Origin of the sequence: Mesorhizobium sp. M2D.F.Ca.ET.226.01.1.1, assembly GCF_004022705.2 — a bacterium.
Classification (GTDB): domain Bacteria; phylum Pseudomonadota; class Alphaproteobacteria; order Rhizobiales; family Rhizobiaceae; genus Mesorhizobium.
Window position 1 is genome coordinate 439,241 of the sequence record NZ_RZOY02000001.1, and the last position, 18,991, is coordinate 458,231.

The window sequence follows — 18,991 nt, forward strand, 5'->3', positions numbered from 1 at the left end:
TTCTCCTCCAAAGGGTAGTTTCAACGAAACTGTTGCCGGCTACCCGACCGGCGTCTTCTCCACGAGCGATCGCGCCGTCCGCTCGTCGGTTATCAAGCCCTTGAGATAGCGGCCCTCCAGCACCGACTTGATGGCGCGAACCTTGATCTTGCCGCCGGCGACGGCGACGATCCTGCGGTTGGCGATGTCCTCGCGCGCCAGCGCCAGCGCGCGGCTGGAAACAGTGGTCGCGACCTGCTTTCCCGCGTCGTCGAAGAAGTGGCCGAGCAGTTCGCCCACGGCTCCGTTGCGGCGGGTTTCCTCCATCTCGCCCTTCTCGATCATGCCGGTGGCGACGAGCGAGGCCTCCTGCTCGGCGGTGCCGATGCCGGCGAGCAAAAGATCAGCGGACCGCGCGAGGTCGAACACCTCACTGATGCCCTTTTGGCCAAGCAGCACGGCGCGGTCCTCGACCGTGTTGGCGAACATGGGCACCGGCATGACATAAGCCGCGGCGCCGGTGCGCTCGGCCAGGCGATGGATGACGTCGTGCGGATTGGCGGAGAATTTCCTGGTCAGGCCGCCAAGCAGCGAGACGAAGCGAATGCCATTCGCCGAGACGCGCGGCAGATACTCGACGCAGGCGGCAAGCGTGCGGCCATGGCCGACGCCGATCAGCGCATCCTCGCCGCGCTCGATCTCGCGCTTGAGGAACTGCGCGCCGGCGATGCCTAGCGCCTTGAGCGGCAGATCCTCGGGATCGAAGTCGGGCACCACCTCGCAATAGTCGAGACCGTAGCGGCCGGACAGCTCGTCCTCGAGCGCCACGCATTCGGAGATTTCGCCGTCGATATAGACCTTAACTAGTCCTTCCTGGTTGGCCTTGGTGATAAGGCGATGCGCCTTGAGGCTGGTCAGGCCCAGCCGCTTGGCGACCTCGGACTGGGTGAGGCCGCCGGCATAGTGCAGCCAGGCGGCACGGGCGGCCATGCTGGTCTCGTCGTCGCGCAGAAAGCCGTTGCCGAACCCAACCATTTCCGCCCTTTGATATTTTTATCAATTGATGCAAAATTTTTCATAGAGCCCGACAGGAGTCAAGTGGCACTGCGCGAAATCGCGCGCAAAAAGCCCATGACCAACCGACGCTTGAAGATAGTCGACACGGCGGGCGAACTCTTTGCGGAACTGGGTTTTCAAGCGACGACATTGGACATGGTCGCTCAGCGGGCGAAGATATCCAAGCTCAGCATCTACAGGCATGCTCCACATCGCGTGCATGATCACCGCCAGCTTGCGCGCCACAGCGACACAGGCCTTGCGGTGGCAGGAGCGTTTGGCGATCGCCTGGCCCCAGCTCTTGACCTTGTCGGAGCCCTTGATGCGCGTCATCAGCCCCGACGCCGCTCGTAGAGAGAGCGTCGCACGTCAGCATCGCCGGCCTTCGATATGCGACCCTAAACGTCGATTGAGGTGCCCGATTGCCATCGCCGCGAGGTCAGCCCGAAGTAAGCCGCGACATCGCGTGAGCGGCGGAAGCGCGACGGATCATCGATCGCCGTCATGAACGAAAGTGCAGTGACGGGGCCGACGCCGGGAATGGCCATGAAGCGTCGGCACAGTTCGCTGCGGGCCACCATTTTGACGACGAGATCGTGCAGCCGGCAATACTGCGTCCACAGGGCGGGCGCGCGCCTACAGCATTATGGCGTCCATCAGCTCCGAACCGCTCCGGCGCCGCCGCGGTTGAATTTGCCCTCGTGCTGCCGGCGCTGTGCACGGCTCTGTTCCGCGTCGCTGACGGCTGGTCCTATGTCACCAGATCGCTGAACATGCGGGCCGGCTTGAAGACGAAAGCGCACCTGGTGTTGGCCGGCTCCTCCGACAGCGCCACTCAGGCAATCGCTGAAAGATCACGGACAACGCTATTACAAGATCGTATGCCGAACGCCGTGGCGAGTTCGCCTACTTGCGGAGCTACTCCGGCAATCCGGCGTCTTGCAGCGCGCTGCCAAGAGCCTTCGCGATGGGAGTTCAATTCACCCCTGCAAACTGGCGGCTGCCAAGGAGCTGTGGACGGCCGAGGGTATCGCTCGGTACCGGGAGCACGAAAAAGCTGGGGCATCACGTAGCCATTTTCGCCTCTTTCGGTGAAGCTCGCCGTTCCTCGCACCAGCGTTTGAAGTCGATTACGCTACTCGACGACCGCAACCGCCTGGGCGGCCGGGATGTCCTTCATCCCGAGGCTCGAGCAGTCCTGGTTGATGGTCGAATTGCCCGACCACTGGATGGTGTCGGCAACGACTTGCGTGCAGCCATTCACGCCCGAGAAATTGCCGAGATAGTTGACCTGCTGCCGAGGGAAATAGATGGCGCCGGTCAAAAGCGAGTCAGCGGTGCCGTTGAAGGTGCTCTGCGCTGCGGTCCCTGTCCTGTCGCCGTAGAACAGCACGCCCGAATAGGTACCCGAGGTCGGCGCGCTCAGCGTCACACTGGCGTTGCCGTTGATGCTGACGGTGTTGCTGCCGGCCATGAATATGGTTACGCCGTTGGTGCAAGGGGCGGCGCAGGTGATGACCGCACCCGCGTTGATCTTCAAATTTCCCTGGACGACATAGGTCCCGGAAGAGAGCGCGACATTGCCGTTGAGGTTCATGCCGCTGCAGTAGGTGCCGGCCTGGATTGTTTGCGTCGTCTTGTTGCCGTTGACATTCTTGCAGCCGCCGGTGGCCGCAGGCGCCGGCAGGCTGGCGAACGGATCGGCGGCCGGGAGAGCCTGTGTGATCGGGGACTTGCAGACCGTGGTCACCGGATTGTTCAGCACGACCCCGCCCGCAGAGATCAGGCAGTCGGCCTGGAGACCCGCCGACCCCTGCACCTTGAGTGCGTCGCTGGCGATCGAATTCGCCATGACGACGCAGCCGTTGAGCTTGACGCTGGTGCTGCCGGAGAAGAGCATGGCCTGCGAGGCCGACGGATTGAGGGCCAGGTTGCAGGCCTTTGAAGCGTCGGTGATCAGCGCCACCGCCCTCGCCTGTTCCGGCACCTTTGTCTGGGTGAAGATGGAGGTGAACATCCGGTCGAGATTCTGGTTGAGGATCACCTCCACCGCCTTCTTGGCCGTGTTCGGGCCCGAGGTCGGCGGCGTGTTGACGACGATGGTGCCGCTGCCCAGTCCGTTCGAGGCGGCCGATGTCGTGGCGGCGGCGGTGATGGTCGCCGTGTCGGAACCCTGGATCTTTTCCAGCGCGCCCGCATAGGCGGCCGCGTCCGCGATCGCCTGCAGCTTCAGGCTCGAATAGTACCAATAGGAAGTCTCCATGCCGAACCCGGCGCCGCCGACGACGACCGGCAAGGTAAGCGCGAAGATGGTCGCGACATTGCCGCCCTTGCCTTCGCAAAAGCGGCGAGAGGCGAGCCGAGAAAAGAGCTGTCTGATGAACCTACCCGAAAGGGCCATGGCCGAGCGCCCACACTATTCCGGCCGCGACGACATCATTGTCGTATGAATGAATGCCTAATTAATCCGCTAGATTTGCTCCCTTCGGACCTCAGTCGCTGCCGCCGCCGTCTTTCGTCGCATATAGGAAAGCAGAACCGGAGCGGCGGAGCAGACAAATGGAAATCTGATGACCGCGCCTACCGACATGCATCAGGCGTGGTGAACGGGATGCCATTGTTGAGCACAGTCTGGATTTTGTAGGGCACGGCCGCGATCAACCGAAACGGGAACTCTCGCGAGACGGCGGTGGTGGCCTTTTCGTACAATTCGACGAAGGCGAACTTCGAGGTGCGGTCGATGGCCACGAACATGTGTGGCTTGCCCTGTTCTGTCTGGACCTCGGCGACGTCGACGTGGAATGCGGCGCATAAAACGGGCTAGAATCCAGCTTGCCCGACCATGCCGCAGGAGAGCATCTTTGCTGCCAAGGGGGCAAGGGTAGCGGCGCGGGGCGCAGAACGTTTCGGGTATTGCGTTACGCTTGGGCCCGCTCGGCAGCGGCGCCGCAACCGTGCAGCCTATCCCGCCTGCCGATCGAAGGGCCAGATTTCGTGGTGTTTTCTCACCACCCTCCCCACAAACGATTCCGATGCGATGACGTCATCCAACTATACGGCATCCGCTAGCGTAACCCGGCTCATTCAGGTGACAGTCGCAACCGGAGACATACAGCGCGATCCATCCGATTTCGGTCGGGTCCTCGGGTAGCAGACCGATACAAGCTGCAATGCAGCCAGACGGATATGATATGGGTTGTGGATAGTGACAGTTCGTTCACTATGAACCGCCCTTTTTCATTGAAGGCGCCCATCGAGCGCCTAGTGTGATCCACAACGGCGATTGTCCCCCTCCAGCTAGTGCCCGACGTTCCCGCCAGTCTGGGTCGATCACCGGTTTCTCTGTGATCGGAAATAATTTGAAATCCGACAGTCTCATTTGACCGATGCCGAACGTTTGCCACAGATGCCACCGGACGCGCCACCCGAGCGAGTTTGACCTGAAGCCGACCTTGACCTGGTGGCTACGCCTTATTCGATTGTTCCATGGTCAGCTGGCGATGCTGTCTTACGCGGAACGCAATGGTTACGAGTTCGATCGACCGGAATGCGGGCAATGCTTTGGTCCGGGCTACAACCCGAGGCGCGTTCGTGACAAGGCGCTCCGGGACCGTTGACCGTCACGATACAAGGCTAGCGCGAGGACGCGCTGGTCACCCCACTCAAACAGTTGTTGACCGTGTACCAGGTATACTCGCTGTGGTGAGGGACGCGTGGGTCTGAATTCCTGCAAGCGCCTCGCGCGCGACATGATCGAAGCGCGAGCTGATAAACGATCAATTCATAACCTGTGCATGCCGCGCATCGATGGCTGTTGGCGATAAGCGTTGCGCCCATCGATGCCAAGCATTGATATAAATCCATTGGTGTGCGGCTCAGCCCAGAGCCTCACCGGTCAGCCCGGCAGGCCTTCCCTGAGTTGGCCTGCCGGGCCGCTCGCTACCCCAAGCTTGTGTTGAAGTCTTCAGTTGCGCCCGAGAGACGGACAAGGCCTTCGTCTCGGCCGGCTTTTCTAACTGGTTAAAAACCAGGAACGTCCGTTTACCCCAAATAAATGAGCAATCCCTATACTTGCGTGATCAGCAGTCGGGGCTTGTGAAAAAATGCAATTGGTAGCGGGTTTTCTGCGTGACAATTCCGGAGCAACCGCGATCGAGTATGGTTTGATTGCGGCGCTTATCGCCTTGGGAATCATGGTTGGGGCAACCTCACTGGGTGGCGCCCTAAACGCTCAGTTTGTGTCGATTGCCACCACTGTCAACGGCGCCGTCGCACCGTAAGGTACGCTAAGTCTACGGACGGAGAGTCCACCTCTCCAGCGTCATCGCGTGGTTGGTGAACTGCAGGTTCCGATCGTCAAGGCCGGCGCCCGTCAGCGTCGGCCGCCGGATTTTTCAGGCCGGCTAGTTTGGGCTAGTTCGCGGGGGCGAACATCATGCAATGGCTTGAGCGCATCGCGGCGGGCATGTCGGCGAAGGAATTCCTCGTCGTGCCGCCAAGGGAAGCGCGGTACGAGAGCGCGGCCTATCGAGCGCAGATGGAGGCAGCCCTAGCAGCGGCGATGCCGGACTATACCTTTGTCGTGACGCTTGAACATCCTCGGCGGCAGGACGAGGTAGACATCTTTGTCGAGCCGAACGGCGTGGTACTCGATCTGGCGCCGTTTCTACAGCGCGTTGCAGCGGCACTGGCGCCGTTCATTGCTGACAAGGCACCGAGGCTGAACTAGCCGCACCCCCAGATACACGATGCCCGGCCTGCGGGGAGTCGGGGGACTTCGGGCGTACAGGCCGGGCCCTTACCCCGGTTGAAGTGCGGGGCAGGCTCCGCATAATGCGCCAGCTTTGATCCCTCGACATTAACAATTTTAGGTATCGCTAACAAAAAGCCCGTCGCAGCTAATAAGCGTAAGCGACGGGCTCTTGCGATTTGTAGCGGCTAACGTCCCCTGGACCGACCGCTAACCTTTAATGATTAAGCGATGACATCGTTCCCAGTTTGGGACGCGGTATTTGTGTTCGAACCGTTCCGTGAGATAATCTGCATATATGCCGCGCACAGGGGCGGCGGTCATGTCATTGTGGCATTGCGGTGGCGTCTACTGGCCCGAGGACTTGGACAAACTCCAGCGGGTTTTTGACCGCCTGTGTGATGAGCGGCGCCTGGCCAAGAAAGACCGCGACCAGCGAGAATATCTGGCCATGGAAGTCTTCCGATTTTTCGAAGACGGCGTCACCGACGAAACCGACTTATGGCGCGCGCTTTCGAAGCGGAGCAGAGCCTAACCATCGCAGGTGCCGCTCAGTGACAACGCCTGATGACGCGGCTACCTTCCAATTCGATGTTAGCGGAAGTGACGGAGATCATGTCATGGGACTGGTGGTCAACAGACCCGCAGATGCCGGGCGCGCCTTTGCCGATGCCTGGAACAGGCACGACATGGCCGACTTCGCGTCGTTGTTCTGCGAAGACGCCAATTTCGTCAACGTCGTGGGCATGTGGTGGAAAAATCGCAGCGAGATCGAAGCGGCCCACCGCGCAACGCATGAAACGATGTTTCGTGATAGCCGATTAGAAGGTGTTGTCTCTTCAGTTGTCGAACTGGCTCCCGGCGTTGCTTCGGTGCACTATGCCTGGACGCTGGCCGGCGCATCAGCTCCGGACGGCTCACCAGCCGGACCGCGGAAAGGTATCCTGCTTCTGATTGTAAAGGAGGAACGGTCCGGCTGGCTGATTAAGGTGGCCCAGAACACCGACATTGTTCCAGGCGCAATTGCTCCCCTGCCCGAGGTGAGGTGATAAGGCGGCAACCGGCGCTTTGCGGGCGGGTTGAGGATCAAAGCAGTCGGTTGCCTGAGACGAAGGGGCCATTTCTGTTGGGGAATGCCTAGGCCCTGACATGAGAACCAGGATCCCGACTTCACGTTCCCCATTCACGTAGAAAAAGCCGGCCACCTTCGGAGCTCGGACCGACAAAGTCGCGTAACCGGTCGCCTGTTCAGAAGCCGGATAAAACGAACCATGGGCTGGAGCTGTACCCCAACCGCGGTTCCGGCGCATTTTCGGACCCATCCGAGCCTTGCGCAACGGTCCCTGTCGGCTTGCAATCAAGTTTCGGAGTGACACCTTTTGCGCTGGTGGAACACAGGCTCACGCCCTGATTTACGGCCACCCTCTTTTCTTTCGCAACGGCAGCACCAGTCATGGCCAATACGATAGCTGCGCCAAGAGTAATAACGAACCTCATGAACACGCCCCTTCACCCTCCACACCCCGAAATGGATGCGCCGTGTTGACGTTACGGTAACTATACTTGGCCAGCAAAGGACCTTGGACCTATGCGCGGCGTTTTGGGACCTCAGTCGCTCAGCTAGTCGGCTAAGCGGATCAGCCCGGCCAACATAGCAGCCGGGCCAATATCAACACGCAGTTGGATTTCAGAGCCCTTGCCGCCATCGATAAAGGCGGGCTAGTCATGTTCAGCCTCGTCTGCCTCACGCTCCTCATCGTGCTGCGGCTCGTCATTGATGTCGCCGCCAAGTTGATTTTCTTCCTCGTAATTGTCGTGAGGGCTTCCGCGGCCACCATTACATGGCACGATGCTCCCAGGCCCCGCGCAGGACAATGATGAGAACGATTCTGGCTTGGCCAGGTGGGCCGATGCGCCTCGTCGCAGTCGTAATCGCCATTGCAATGCTGCTAGCATTGGCGTCCTGGCCATCAATTACCTCGCGTCCTGGCGCTTTTTCGCTAGCAGCTATTGCGGGTGCCATGGTCTCGCGTTCGGGTCCTGAAAATCGCCCTTCGGCTTGGACGCTCTTTGCCGCGGCGATATTAAATCTCATCATGCCCGTCTATTTGCCGCGTGAAGTTTGGGCCGTGATCGACGTGGTTGCGGCGGGCTATTACCTTCCAGCCTATCGCCACCGGGTGGTCTGGGATCCCCGACATCGCTCGTCTGGCGCCGCGGCCAGCACTTGCGCCCGCGTAGCGCTGTTGGTCTTCGGTTACTGAGGTCCTCTATTCGCACGGCAGATATCTTAGGCGTAGCTGATATAATGAAATCAAGCTGGCGTATTGTTCCTACCCCGTACCGCGCGCCGGCCGGGCCCAGCTCGTGGGCGTTCCCTGCTTGCCAACTGTGGCACGGTCTTCGCTGAACCAAGGACGAAATCGACTTCGAGCCTTCGGGTTGTCAATCCTACGCTTTAGCTTGCTCGCCTTGGGGATAGCGCTGCAGGCAAGGCGATTGTGATGGCGGCACCTGCGGTTTCCTTCGCGCCAGGCATTTGTTTCGGTCAGGTTGTGCCATGGCGTCTCCGTTTGCGCTCGCAGCCCACTTGAAATTACATTAGTGCTAATGTAATTTGCGGGCATGACCTTACGCATTAAGCCAGGTTTGGGAGAATTGCTCCGCTTTGTCGGCGAACTGGTCGATCAGGGCGCGGAGGCGCAATACCGCGCCCTCAATCTCAACTATCGCGCAAGATATACGCCGGTGCTGCGCGCAGTCAGGGCTGGCGCGGAAAGCGTCACTGACATCACCGCCCGGACCCGTCTAACCCAAGGCGCAATAAGCCAGACCATAGGTCTGATGGTGGCTGACGGGATCGTTGCCCGGCATGGCCTCGAAGATGGCCGGAAAAGCGGCGTTCACCTCACTGCCCGCGGGGAGGAATTGTTGGAGACACTCGAACCGCTATGGCTTTGCATCTTCAAGGCCATCGACCAATTGGAAAAGGAAATCGGCCATCCACTGCTTCGCGTTCTGGAGGACGCTGCGCTCGCGCTCGAGCGACAGGACTTCGCCGCTCGCCTCAGGGCCGCCGGGGTTAAACGCCACACAGAGGAGCCTGTCGATGGCGACTGAAACCAAAGGATCAAGGAACTGGTTCGATCAGGGCGGCCGCGATTATGCGCGCTTCAGGCCGGAATATCCCCTGGCAATTGCGCGGTTTCTTGCCGAGGCAGCGCCCATGCGCCGCCGAGCGGTGGATGTAGGCTGCGGCAATGGACAGCTTACGACCCAACTGGCTGACCATTTCGATGAGGCAATTGGGCTCGATCCCAGCGCCGACCAGATTGCAAACGTCATGATCCATCAGCGCGTCCGCTATATCTGCGCACCAGCCGAGAACATCCCCCTGCCCGATCGCAGCGCCGACGTCATAACTGCCGCGCAGGCGGCTCACTGGTTCGACCTGCCGCACTTCTATGAAGAGGTGCGTCGGATTAGTTGCGACAATGCGTTGATTGCTTTGATCAGCTACGGCGTTCTGCAATTCGGTTCCCCTGAGCTCAACGAGCGGTTCAACCAATTCTACAGGCAGGAGATAGGGCCTTATTGGCCGCCGGAGCGCAAGCTCGTGGACACGGGCTATGCGACCATTCCGTTCCCGTTCTCCGAGCTTCAGCCTCCGCAATTGTTCATCGACCGCAATTGGGAACTGCGCGATTTCCTCGGCTACATATCCACGTGGTCAGCGACGCGGCGCGTCATCGAAGCCGGCCGGGAAGATATCCTCGAACGCTTCGTCACCGATCTGTCCCGACACTGGGGAGAAGGCGAGCAGCCAGTGACCTGGCCCGTCAACATGAGGCTAGGGCGCCTGTGAGCCACAGCGCTATCCGCTCTCCCCTGCGACCTGGACTACGCCACAGTGAACAGCTTGTCGTGGCGCCCCAACACACCGTTCCGGAAATCGATGGAGGATGGCCCGGCTTCCGTGACATGCCGGAGGTGCTCGCCACGGCCATAATGATCGGCTTTATCGAGCAGACCTGCATCGAAGCGTTGCGTCCATGCCTCGCGGCCGAAGACCGCACCGTGGGCACCCATGTCGATGTCAGCCACGTGGCGGCCACCCCCGTCGGCATGACCGTCACGGCCGATGTCGAGTTGAGTTCGGTCGAAGGGAGAAAACTTCGCTTCCTGGTCCGATGCTCGGACGAGGCCGGTCTTATCAGCGAAGGGACGCACGAAAGATCAATCATTGAATTCGATACATTCTGGAAGCGCGTGATGGAAAAGAAAAGAAACTGCAATGTTTGAGGGCTTCTCCCACCGGAGGACCGACGTCGGCGAGGCCGTTGTCGGCGGCTCGGGTGCCTGCTCGGCGCGTGCCCGCCGTGGTCGAGGTAGCGTCCTTCAGCCACGGAACGTGGCCGCGCCCGCGATCACTCCTTGCGATCAGCGTCCGGGCAGTCCCGCTAGCTTCAAGTCTTCGGCCACCTGGTTCGCCCATTCCGGGGTGTTGTCAAAGACAGGCAGCGACCGGAATCGCTCGATCGTGAAGCTCGGCTGGGCGGCCATGAGCTTTTGCGCGGCCCAGCGGGCGGTCTCCAGGTCGCCGTTCATCGCCGACAAGGCGGCGAGGTATCGATAGGACGTGATGATGTCGGGGTGGGCGTCGATGACCGCCTACGCTGCGCATCGGTCGCGCGGAGCCAGGCTTGCGCGCGCCAGTGCTACGGCCTTCCGCGCTCTGCTGGGCAGGCACTCGCCTACAGCGACAAGCATTGACCGTGATGACCGCCGGCTGAACCTTTCCGCTGCTGGGCAGTTATAACCCGCCATGCCCAGATTCTTTTTCGATCTCTCCGATAGTGGGGCCCGTTGCATAATTCAGCCCAAGGTGCCGGGGCTTCAAATGTGGCTCGGATTTTGAGAATCTCGTTTCCAGCGGGAGGGTCCAGCGAGAAATTTGATTCATTTGCTCGTCGCGCAAGAGGGCCTCTTGGAAATCCATTCCTCGCCATAGTGGGCGATTTTGCGCCCTCGGAATTATGCAACAGGCCCATATAAATAGTGGGGAGGTCTACCATGACGCACGTGGGACCAGCTTAAAAGGCCCACTTGAGGCTCAGGACCGCGCCTTCGAAATCGTGCGCGGTTCGTGGCCGTACCGACCGCCCACGGTGAGAGCCGCGATATAGTCTGCACAGTTCGCGATATCGGCGGACACGAGATTATGAAGGTCACAGTTGTATCCGGCACTCCGGTTATCATTGACCCTGAACTTTCAAACCGACCCACTACCATCTCGACACGCTGACGCGAACTTTGTCTCGCGCCGTGCTATACTGACCGAGCCAACCTGCACTGCGGCGCAGTGAGCGAAAATGCCTCACCGCTGCGGACAGACAAAACGTTGACCTGGAGAGTCGCCAGTCTGGATCAGAAATAAAACGACGGGAGGATGATGTGTCACTCGACGCCAATGACTTCGATCAAGCGGTTGAAAAATACCACCTGGCTCTGGGTGAGTTCATGAGAGGAGACCACACCTCCGCGAAGAAGCTCTACTCCGAACGAGACGATGTAACGTTGGGCAATCCCTTTGGCCCTTTCGCGCACGGATGGAAGCAGGTCGTTGAGACGATGGAGGAAGCGGCATCGCATTACAGGGACGGCGACGCTGCCGGCTTCGATTGCATAGCGAAGTGTGTGACGCCTGAGCTGGCATACCTCGTCGAGGTAGAACGGCTCAGGTCCAAGGTCGGCGGTCGAAGCGATGTCGCGCCTCTGGCGTTGCGCGTGACGACCGTCTTTCGCCCAGAAGATGGTGTCTGGAAGATTGTGCATCGTCATGCCGATCCGATAACGACGGCTCAGCCGGCAGATTCGGTACTCCGCCGATAGACGCGGTTGTGATTTGGGGAAGCGATTCGATCTCGCAAGCGCTTGCTGCGGCAGGGTTGCCAGTAAAGCAGGATCATGCCGAAGGTACTGTTTGAGGTCCGATGGTCTCGCTGCCAGATCTGACAAAATCGTCCAAGCGCTGTGAGGTCGCGACGACGCCATCCTATCCATTGCATATCGAGCTTCCCTCGAACCGCCCAGCGAGCCCGTGCAGTTGTGAGCTACTCAGGCAGTCCGGCTTCCCGCAGCGCGTTGCCAAGAGCCTTCGCAAGCGCGGGCGCGCAATTCACCCCTGCAAACTGGCGGCTGTAGCGAAAGCCCGGCTGCAATTCGAGCACGCGAGCGGCGGCCGCCCTCGCTTCGTCCAGCCGGCCAAGCTTGGCCAGCGCGGCAGCCAATTGCACATAGGTGATACTGTGTGCCGGATTGGCTTGGACGGACTTGTAGGCAGCACGGCAAGCCTCTTCATAACGTCCGCGCAGCAGATGGCTCATCGCCTGCGCGTCAAATGCGGCCCAGGCCCATGAATCAAACGGGCTTAACCGCAAACCCTGCTCGCTCCACTCTATCGCGCGCTCCGCTTCACCGCTCCATCCGAGAATGACACTGCCAAGGATGTAGGTCAGGGCAGATGACGGGCTGATGGCGAGCGCGGCTTCCAACGCCGCGAACGCAGAGGCGCGATCATGCGCATCCATTCCGATGGAAAAGCCGGCCCATGTGAGTGCCAGCGCATCATCCTGTCCGTGGACGATGGCCGACCGCGCGTAGCGGATCGAAGACGCGCGGTTGATCTCCTGCAGGCCGGCGCGAAGGAACAGGCAGTGATGGCACATCGCGGCGTTGCCATGCGCCAGCGCATAGGTAGGTTCGAGTGCGATCGCACGCTCGAGAAGGACCAGCGCTCTGGTCACTTGCTCCGGCATGCCTGAATCGACATCAGGCTGGGCTTGCAGCACGAGATCGTAGGCATCGAGGCTATCGGGGCGTTTGCGCCTGACACGTTCGATTTCGGCCTTCCGGACGCTTGGCGCAATCGCGCCCCCTGCTGCCAGAGCTATCTCGTCCTGAAGCGCGAAGATGTCGTCGGAGCTGCGGTCATAGCGCTCGGCCCAGATATGGGTGCCGGTCGAAGCATCGATCAACTGCGCGGTAACCCGCACGCTGTGGCCGGCCTTGCGCACACTGCCTTCGAGCACATAGCGAACGCCAAGCTCGCGGCCGACCTGCTTCACGTCGACGGCGCGACCCTTGTAGGAGAAGGTCGAGTTTCGCGCGATGACGAACAGCCATTTGATGCGTGCCAGGCCTGTGATGATGTCGTCCACCATCCCATCGGCGAAGTACTCCTGCTGCGGATCGCCGCTCAAGTTCGAGAACGGCAGGACCGCGACGGACGGCTTCTCGGGCAAGCTTGGGGCCGACCCGGCGCGGACGGCGGCCGAGGCGTCGGGAACGTTCGTGGCTACAGCCGGTCCGACGTAGCGATAGCCGCGGCGCGGCAATGTTTCGATCCAGTCGGCGACATTGGCGGCGTCGGCCAGTGTCCGGCGCAAGGCTGCGATCTGAACCGTCAGATTATTATCGGCAATCGCAGATCCGCCCCAGCCGGCGTCGATCAGCGCGTCTTTGGACACGGGTTGGCCAGCGTTCTGGATCAGCAGTTGCAGCAGCGCGACGGCGCGCTGCCCGAGCATAGTCGGCTCATCTTCGCAAAAAAGAATGCCAACCTCCGGATCGAGGCGAAAAGGGCCAAAGCGGTAGACGTCGCCCCTGGCTGTCATTGGAACCTTTTAGCAAATTTTTGGCAACGGATTCACGACTTTCCGGCGCGATCGGCCGATGTTGCGCGAACGCTTGCGAGAAACAAGCGCCCTGTCAGAGGAGGATCATATGAGCGCTGCTGCCGTCATCCGCATGCCTGACGAGAAGAAGGGCGTCATGTTGCGGGGCTATCCGATGGCGTTCCTCGTCACCGATGAAATTGCCAAGCATACGAGCATGTTCGACTGGACGATCCCGCCGGAATTCGCCACTGGGCGACATGTTCACCGGGTGCAGGAGGAGACCTTCTATCTGCTCGAGGGCGAGTGTGAATGGCATGTCGGCGACAGGACGATCCGTGCAACGCCGGGAACCTTCCTGTTCATCCCGCCGGGAGTGCCGCACAACATCACCAATGTCAGCGAGAAGCCTGCGCGCGTGCTGATGACCGTCTCTCCGCCTGGCCATGAGCATTATTTTGAAGAGCTGGCCGCGCTCGCGGCGCGTGGGGCGCCCGATCCAAAAGCGCTCGCCGATCTGCGAAACCGCTACGACACCGACCAGCTGTCGACGCTGACGACGCGCGCGTAAGCAGTCTCTCAGGTTTCAGGCGTCTTCCGACCACTCCGACAGTGCCGCGATCGTGCTGTTCAATTCACCCCAGCGGCGGATGACTGTCTCGGCGCCGGCCTCGGTCAGCGCGTCGGCATGGCCGGGATAGCTGTGCCCGGCGCCGGTGAAGCCGATGACGCGCATGCCGGCCGCCCGGGCGCCGGTTATGCCATGCACGGAATCCTCGATGACGAAGGTGTTCCTCGGATTGGCGCCGAGCTTTCCGGCGGCATAGAGGAACACGTCTGGCGCCGGCTTGGTCTTCTTGCTGGGGATATCGAGCCCGGAGAAGATGCGGCCGGCGAAGAAGGGCAGCAGACGCACCTTGTCCAGCATGAACTCGACCCGTTCCGTGCGCGAGTTGGAACAGACGGCGCGCGGCGCGGTGACGGCGGCCACCGCCTCGCGGGCGCCGTCGATGATGCGCACGTCGGCGCGCAGCTTGCGGTCGACGAGTTCCTCGGCCCGATCGATCAGCGAGGCCTGGAACGGGATCTGCGACTTCTCCTCGACCCGCAGCATGATGTCCTTGAAGGTCAGCCCGGCATAGGTTTCGGCGAGCTCTTCGGCCGAGATCTCGAATCCGGCCGAGGTCAAAAGCTCGGCCTCGATGCGCGCGGCGATGATTTCGGAATCGACGAGCACGCCGTCGCAATCGAAAATGACAAGATCTGGCTGGGGCATGGCAATCCGAAAACGTTGGGGAGGCCCTGATGGCTCAAGCGGCGCGGCATACACCAACGGGCCGGCCGGCGCAAACCGTGTGAGCCTGCCGGCAGGCCTTCACCGAATGTTTACGCTGATCGGTAACCATAACAGGCAGTAAACCGTAACGCGTTTGTTTGGGTGATTTGATGTCCGCCGTGCGTCTTCTCGACGAGCTTTCCCACGCTCCCCTTAAGTCCGAGTGGCTGGACACCATCCTGAAGGGCGATTGCGTCGCCGCCCTCGACAGGCTGCCGGAAAAGTCGGTCGACATCGTCTTCGCCGACCCGCCCTACAATCTGCAGCTCGATGGCGACCTGCACCGTCCCGACCAGTCCAAGGTCGACGCCGTCGACGACGACTGGGACCAGTTCGAGAGTTTTGAGGCCTATGATGCCTTCACCCGCGCCTGGCTGCTCGCTGCGCGACGCGTGTTGAGGCCCAGCGGCACCATCTGGGTCATCGGCTCCTACCACAATATTTTCCGTGTCGGCGCCCGCATGCAGGACCTCGGCTTCTGGATCCTCAACGACATCGTCTGGCGCAAGACCAACCCGATGCCGAATTTCCGCGGCCGCCGTTTCCAGAATGCGCATGAGACGATGATCTGGGCTTCGCGCGACCAGAAGGCCAAGGGCTATACCTTCAATTACGAAGCGCTGAAAGCTTCCAACGACGATCTGCAGATGCGCTCCGACTGGCTGTTCCCGATCTGCACCGGCGGCGAGCGTCTCAAGGACGAGAATGGCAACAAGCTGCATCCGACGCAGAAGCCGGAGGCGCTGCTTGCCCGCATCATGATGGCCTCGACCAAGCCGGGCGACGTCGTGCTCGATCCCTTCTTCGGCTCCGGCACCACCGGCGCCGTCGCCAAGCGCCTCGGCCGCCACTTCATCGGCATCGAGCGCGAGCAGGCCTATATCGATGCCGCTAACGAGCGCATCGCCGCGGTGCGTCCGCTGGAAAACGCCGATCTGACGGTGCTTTCGGGCAAGCGCGCCGAACCGCGCGTCGCCTTTATCAGCCTGATCGACAACGGCCTGGTCGCGCCGGGCGCCACGCTCTACGACGCCAAGAAGCGCTGGGCGGCCAAAGTGCGCGCCGACGGCACGCTGGCCATCGGCGACAGCGCCGGCTCGATCCACAAGATCGGCGCCGAGGTGCAGGGTCTGGATGCCTGCAACGGCTGGACCTTCTGGCATTATGAACGCAGCGGCGGCCTCACCCCGATCGATGAACTCCGCCGCATCGCCCGTCTCGGCATGGAGCGGGCAGGGGCCTGAGCCGTAAACTGCCCTTGAATCGGAACTTCAACGGATCGCTGCAAGCGATTCAGATCAAGCCGCAGTCCCGAACCGCTCAAGGTCTGCTTTAAGCGCTTTGGCACGGATGGTTGCATCTATTGATCATCCACCGAAGGTCTTGTCTTCTTCGAGAATGATCTCAGTGATTTCGCCTTTCGCCATCAGCGAAAGCTGATCGGCGAAGCGGGTGATGCGCGAATAATCGGTGCGGAGCCGCACGCGTGCAAGATCACGCGCTTCGATACTCTCAGCGACATCGACCTGGACGGAAAGGTGACCGACGCCATCGGCCGGGAAGACCGCGATGGCGATGACGCCAGGGGTCTTCAATGTCAGGTTTGCTCGTTGAAGAGGGTATGCCCGCAGGCCGGCGAGAAAGTCACCAAGTTCTTTGACCGGAAAATATGTCTGACCGTGTCCACGGAAATGGCCACGCCCGACATCGGCATCGAGTATCGGGCATTCCGGATCAAATGTCAGAACAAGCTTTCCCACGTCAGGCCACAATCCCAAACCGTTCAAGGTCCGCTTTAAGCGTCTTGGCATCGGTGAAAAGCACCGCATGCCAGCCGGCGGCCTTGGCGCCGTCGACATTCTTCTGGCTGTCGTCGATGAACAATGTGGCTGATGGTTCGAGGCCGAATGCCGCGACGTGATGGTCGTAGATGGCGCGGTCGGGCTTGATCTGGCGGATGTCGGCCGACACCGTCACGCCGCGCGGCCGGTTGAGGAAGTCGAAACGCTGCCTGGCTTCGGCAAGGGTGTCTGCAGCGAAGTTGGTCAGCATGGTCACATCGTGGCCACGCTCGATCAGGCCGAGCATGATGGCAACGCTGTCGTCATAGGCATGCGGCACCATCTCGTGCCAGTGGCGGCGGAAATTGCGGATGTTTTCCGCGTGTTCGGGATGCTCGGCGATCAGCAGCGCCTCGGCCTCTTCCCAGGTCCGGCCGCGGTCCTGCTCGAGGTTCCAGGCGCTGGTGCAGACATTGTCGAAGAACCATTTCCGCTCCGCCGCATCTGGGATCAGGCGGCTGAACGGGATGTCCGGATCGTAATGGACCAGCACCTTGCCGATGTCGAACACGATATGGCGGATTTCAGTCATGCTGTGTCTTACTCCGTCTGCCGCTCAAAGCGGGCGCTGCTTTTTGGTCGCGCCCGGTATGGCCGCCTCGATTACCTTTTTCATGACGGTTGGCAGCGCTTCCCCGGAAATTTCATGGGCCAGCGACCAGAAATGCCCATCCGGCGCATCGCCTGTGACATGGGCATGGAAAACATCGAGTTCGAGCGCGAAATGGGTGAAGACATGCCCGATCTGCCCGGCGCGCCGCCAAGCGGCGGGAAAGGGCGCGGCATCGGCCGTCGTGGCGCCGTCGATCCGCGCCGTCCAGCCGGTGGTGGGCACCTCGGTCATGCCGCCGAGCAAGCCCTTCTCCGGCCGCTTGCGCAGCAGGATGGCGCCGTCGTCGCGCTCGGCGACGAAGGCGGCGCCCTTGCGCAGCGGCTTGTCGTCTTTCGGCAAGCGGACTGGGAAGCGTTCCGGGTCGCCCGAAAGGATGGCGCTGCAATCCTCGCGCAAAGGGCAGAGCATGCAGCGCGGCCGCTTCGGCGTGCAGATCGTCGCGCCGAGGTCCATCATCGCCTGGGCGAAATCGCCCGGCCGTGTCTGCGGCACCAACTCTTCCACCAGCGCGCGGATTTGCGGCTTGGCTTCGCTGAGCGGCGTTTCGATCGAATAGAGCCGGGTCATGACCCGTTCGACATTGCCGTCGACCACCGCCGCCGGTTGGTCGAAGGCGATCGCCGCGATCGCCGCCGCGGTATAGGCACCGATCCCCGGCAATTCACGCAGGCCGGCCTCTGTGTCGGGAAAGCGGCCGCCCCGCAGCGCGACGAGGTCCGCGCAGGCTTTCAGGTTGCGCGCCCTGGAATAGTAGCCGAGCCCGGCCCACGCCTTCATCACGTCCTCGGCGGGTGCTGCCGCCAACGCCTCGACCGTCGGCCATTTCTCGATGAAATTGCGGAAATAGGCTTTCACCGCCTCGACCGTGGTCTGCTGCAGCATCACCTCGGACATCCACACGCGATAAGGGTCGGCCCTCACGCCGCGCGCAAACGCGACCGGCGTCACGCGCCAGGGCAGGTCGCGGTGATGCGCGTCATACCAGGCAAGCAGTCGCTCGGCACCGGTATGCGAGGATGCGGCCGTCTGTGATGCCTTGCGGGTCTGGTCGAGCGGTGTCATTGATCGGATGAACTGGGGACTGGAGAACGCACATGGCAGGGAAAAAGCCCTTCGGCAATCCCGTTCCGGTGAGCGATCTCGCGACCGAGATCCTCGATCCGGTGCTGAGGAAGCGCGCTGGCATCTCGATCGGCCTGGTGCAGTCCTGGGAGGAGATCGCTGGACCCCGCCTGGCCATCCATTCCCGCCCGGAAAAGATCCAATGGCCGCGCCGCCTGCACGAGGACGATCCGTTCGAGCCTGCGACGCTGATCATCGCCTGCGAAGGCATGGCGGCGCTGCACCTGCAGCACGAAGCCGGTGAGGTCATCAACCGCGTCAACGCCTTCCTGGGCTTCAACGCCATCGGCCGCATCAAGATCCTGCAGAAGCCGGTGCTTTCGCAGAAGGCGCGGCCGAAGCCCGCGCCGCGACCCTTGACCGAGGCCGAGAAGTCGAAACTCTCGCATATGGTCGGCAAGATCGAGGACGACGGCCTGCGCGCTTCGTTGGAGCGCCTCGGCGCTACAATTTTGGGTGAAAGGAAGCCCAAAGGGTCGTAAGAAGCGTCATGAATGCGTCACCAATCTCGCGCATTCGTGATGCCGATGGTCAGGTTTAGCGATTGGATTGGGGATCGCGATGCCTTAATTCGCGCCAACTCTCGCCTTTTCTAGCCCTTGCATTGCAAAATCCAAC

The 18,991-nt window shown here is 61.2% G+C and carries 20 protein-coding genes and 4 pseudogenes; 14 read left to right on the forward strand and 10 right to left on the reverse strand.

Features of this window, described 5'->3' with window-relative positions; genetic code table 11:
* Nucleotides 1-39: 39 nt before the first annotated feature.
* Nucleotides 40-1,014 carry a sugar-binding transcriptional regulator gene (locus EN869_RS02095; protein WP_127227863.1) on the reverse strand — a complete coding sequence of 325 codons (975 nt, stop codon included), beginning with the start codon at nucleotides 1,012-1,014 and terminating at the stop codon, nucleotides 40-42.
* 96 nt (nucleotides 1,015-1,110) lie between these two features.
* Here EN869_RS02095 and EN869_RS02100 point away from each other — a divergent pair.
* A pseudogene (locus tag EN869_RS02100) lies at nucleotides 1,111-1,239 on the forward strand (helix-turn-helix domain-containing protein); the annotation flags it as partial.
* Nucleotides 1,240-1,242: 3 nt separating this feature from the next.
* On the opposite strand, the pseudogene EN869_RS02105 reads toward EN869_RS02100, so the two are convergent.
* Nucleotides 1,243-1,698 (reverse strand): annotated as a pseudogene (locus EN869_RS02105) (transposase); the annotation flags it as partial.
* 19 nt (nucleotides 1,699-1,717) lie between these two features.
* Between EN869_RS02105 and EN869_RS35625 the strand changes: the two are divergent.
* Nucleotides 1,718-2,108: pseudogene (locus EN869_RS35625) on the forward strand (hypothetical protein); the annotation flags it as partial.
* Nucleotides 2,109-2,170: 62 nt separating this feature from the next.
* On the opposite strand, the gene EN869_RS02115 reads toward EN869_RS35625, so the two are convergent.
* Both EN869_RS02115 and EN869_RS02120 read right to left on the reverse strand, forming a co-directional pair.
* On the reverse strand, nucleotides 2,171-3,436 hold the full coding sequence (locus EN869_RS02115) for a pilus assembly protein TadG-related protein (protein ID WP_127227862.1): 1,266 nt from the start codon (nucleotides 3,434-3,436) through the stop codon (nucleotides 2,171-2,173).
* Between the two features lie 200 nt (nucleotides 3,437-3,636).
* Nucleotides 3,637-3,837: pseudogene (locus tag EN869_RS02120) on the reverse strand (IS481 family transposase); the annotation flags it as partial.
* A 1,301-nt stretch (nucleotides 3,838-5,138) separates the two neighbouring features.
* On the opposite strand from EN869_RS02120, the gene EN869_RS02125 reads away from it, so the two are divergent.
* From EN869_RS02125 to EN869_RS02160, 8 genes are all read left to right on the forward strand, one after another.
* The gene (locus EN869_RS02125; protein WP_127227861.1) at nucleotides 5,139-5,315 is read left to right on the forward strand and encodes a Flp family type IVb pilin; all 177 of its coding nucleotides are present in this window, start codon (nucleotides 5,139-5,141) and stop codon (nucleotides 5,313-5,315) included.
* Nucleotides 5,316-5,470: 155 nt separating this feature from the next.
* Nucleotides 5,471-5,764, forward strand: a complete 294-nt coding sequence (locus tag EN869_RS02130; RefSeq protein WP_127227860.1) for a hypothetical protein — start codon at nucleotides 5,471-5,473, stop codon at nucleotides 5,762-5,764.
* A 343-nt stretch (nucleotides 5,765-6,107) separates the two neighbouring features.
* On the forward strand, nucleotides 6,108-6,320 hold the full coding sequence (locus EN869_RS34265) for an RNA-binding protein (protein ID WP_189341252.1): 213 nt from the start codon (nucleotides 6,108-6,110) through the stop codon (nucleotides 6,318-6,320).
* Between the two features lie 85 nt (nucleotides 6,321-6,405).
* A complete protein-coding gene (locus EN869_RS02140; protein WP_127227859.1) occupies nucleotides 6,406-6,834 on the forward strand; it encodes an SgcJ/EcaC family oxidoreductase in 429 nt (142 codons plus the stop codon).
* A 676-nt stretch (nucleotides 6,835-7,510) separates the two neighbouring features.
* Entirely contained in the window at nucleotides 7,511-7,663 is a 153-nt protein-coding gene (locus EN869_RS34270) for a hypothetical protein (RefSeq protein ID WP_167506983.1), read from the forward strand.
* 747 nt (nucleotides 7,664-8,410) lie between these two features.
* Nucleotides 8,411-8,905 (forward strand): helix-turn-helix domain-containing protein, encoded by a 495-nt coding sequence (locus EN869_RS02150; protein WP_127227856.1) that lies wholly within the window; start codon nucleotides 8,411-8,413, stop codon nucleotides 8,903-8,905.
* The gene (locus EN869_RS02155; RefSeq protein WP_127227855.1) at nucleotides 8,895-9,650 is read left to right on the forward strand and encodes a class I SAM-dependent methyltransferase; all 756 of its coding nucleotides are present in this window, start codon (nucleotides 8,895-8,897) and stop codon (nucleotides 9,648-9,650) included. The genes EN869_RS02150 and EN869_RS02155 overlap by 11 nt, the downstream gene beginning before the upstream one ends.
* A gap of 116 nt (nucleotides 9,651-9,766) precedes the next feature.
* Nucleotides 9,767-10,087: a thioesterase family protein gene (locus EN869_RS02160; protein ID WP_245489515.1), complete on the forward strand. Its 321-nt coding sequence runs from the start codon at nucleotides 9,767-9,769 to the stop codon at nucleotides 10,085-10,087.
* Between the two features lie 138 nt (nucleotides 10,088-10,225).
* Here EN869_RS02160 and EN869_RS34275 read toward each other — a convergent pair whose 3' ends face one another.
* Complete coding sequence (locus EN869_RS34275; RefSeq protein WP_167506984.1) at nucleotides 10,226-10,402, reverse strand: hypothetical protein; 177 nt, start codon at nucleotides 10,400-10,402, stop codon at nucleotides 10,226-10,228.
* A gap of 837 nt (nucleotides 10,403-11,239) precedes the next feature.
* Between EN869_RS34275 and EN869_RS02165 the strand changes: the two genes are divergently transcribed.
* On the forward strand, nucleotides 11,240-11,677 hold the full coding sequence (locus tag EN869_RS02165; RefSeq protein WP_245519970.1) for a nuclear transport factor 2 family protein: 438 nt from the start codon (nucleotides 11,240-11,242) through the stop codon (nucleotides 11,675-11,677).
* Between the two features lie 221 nt (nucleotides 11,678-11,898).
* On the opposite strand, the gene EN869_RS02170 is transcribed toward EN869_RS02165, so the two are convergent.
* The gene (locus tag EN869_RS02170) at nucleotides 11,899-13,461 is read right to left on the reverse strand and encodes a winged helix-turn-helix domain-containing tetratricopeptide repeat protein (protein ID WP_135916102.1); all 1,563 of its coding nucleotides are present in this window, start codon (nucleotides 13,459-13,461) and stop codon (nucleotides 11,899-11,901) included.
* A gap of 109 nt (nucleotides 13,462-13,570) precedes the next feature.
* Here EN869_RS02170 and EN869_RS02175 point away from each other — a divergent pair, with 109 nt between their 5' ends.
* Nucleotides 13,571-14,032: a cupin domain-containing protein gene (locus EN869_RS02175; protein ID WP_127228694.1), complete on the forward strand. Its 462-nt coding sequence runs from the start codon at nucleotides 13,571-13,573 to the stop codon at nucleotides 14,030-14,032.
* 15 nt (nucleotides 14,033-14,047) lie between these two features.
* Here the strand turns inward: EN869_RS02175 and EN869_RS02180 are convergent, their stop codons facing one another.
* The gene (locus EN869_RS02180) at nucleotides 14,048-14,737 is read right to left on the reverse strand and encodes an HAD family phosphatase (protein WP_127228693.1); all 690 of its coding nucleotides are present in this window, start codon (nucleotides 14,735-14,737) and stop codon (nucleotides 14,048-14,050) included.
* A gap of 170 nt (nucleotides 14,738-14,907) precedes the next feature.
* Between EN869_RS02180 and EN869_RS02185 the strand changes: the two genes are divergently transcribed.
* Entirely contained in the window at nucleotides 14,908-16,041 is a 1,134-nt protein-coding gene (locus EN869_RS02185; protein WP_127228692.1) for a site-specific DNA-methyltransferase, read from the forward strand.
* 123 nt (nucleotides 16,042-16,164) lie between these two features.
* On the opposite strand, the gene EN869_RS02190 is transcribed toward EN869_RS02185, so the two are convergent.
* The 3 genes from EN869_RS02190 to mutY are packed head-to-tail and all read right to left on the reverse strand — an operon-like array spanning nucleotide 16,165 to nucleotide 18,313.
* Nucleotides 16,165-16,557, reverse strand: coding sequence for a hypothetical protein (locus EN869_RS02190; RefSeq protein ID WP_127228691.1), 393 nt, complete (start codon nucleotides 16,555-16,557; stop codon nucleotides 16,165-16,167).
* A gap of 1 nt (nucleotide 16,558) precedes the next feature.
* On the reverse strand, nucleotides 16,559-17,170 hold the full coding sequence (locus tag EN869_RS02195; protein ID WP_127228690.1) for an HAD family phosphatase: 612 nt from the start codon (nucleotides 17,168-17,170) through the stop codon (nucleotides 16,559-16,561).
* A 24-nt stretch (nucleotides 17,171-17,194) separates the two neighbouring features.
* Nucleotides 17,195-18,313, reverse strand: coding sequence for an A/G-specific adenine glycosylase (gene mutY, locus EN869_RS02200; protein WP_127228689.1), 1,119 nt, complete (start codon nucleotides 18,311-18,313; stop codon nucleotides 17,195-17,197).
* 32 nt (nucleotides 18,314-18,345) lie between these two features.
* Here mutY and EN869_RS02205 point away from each other — a divergent pair, with 32 nt between their 5' ends.
* Nucleotides 18,346-18,855 (forward strand): DUF721 domain-containing protein, encoded by a 510-nt coding sequence (locus tag EN869_RS02205; RefSeq protein ID WP_127228688.1) that lies wholly within the window; start codon nucleotides 18,346-18,348, stop codon nucleotides 18,853-18,855.
* Nucleotides 18,856-18,991 lie beyond the last annotated feature (136 nt).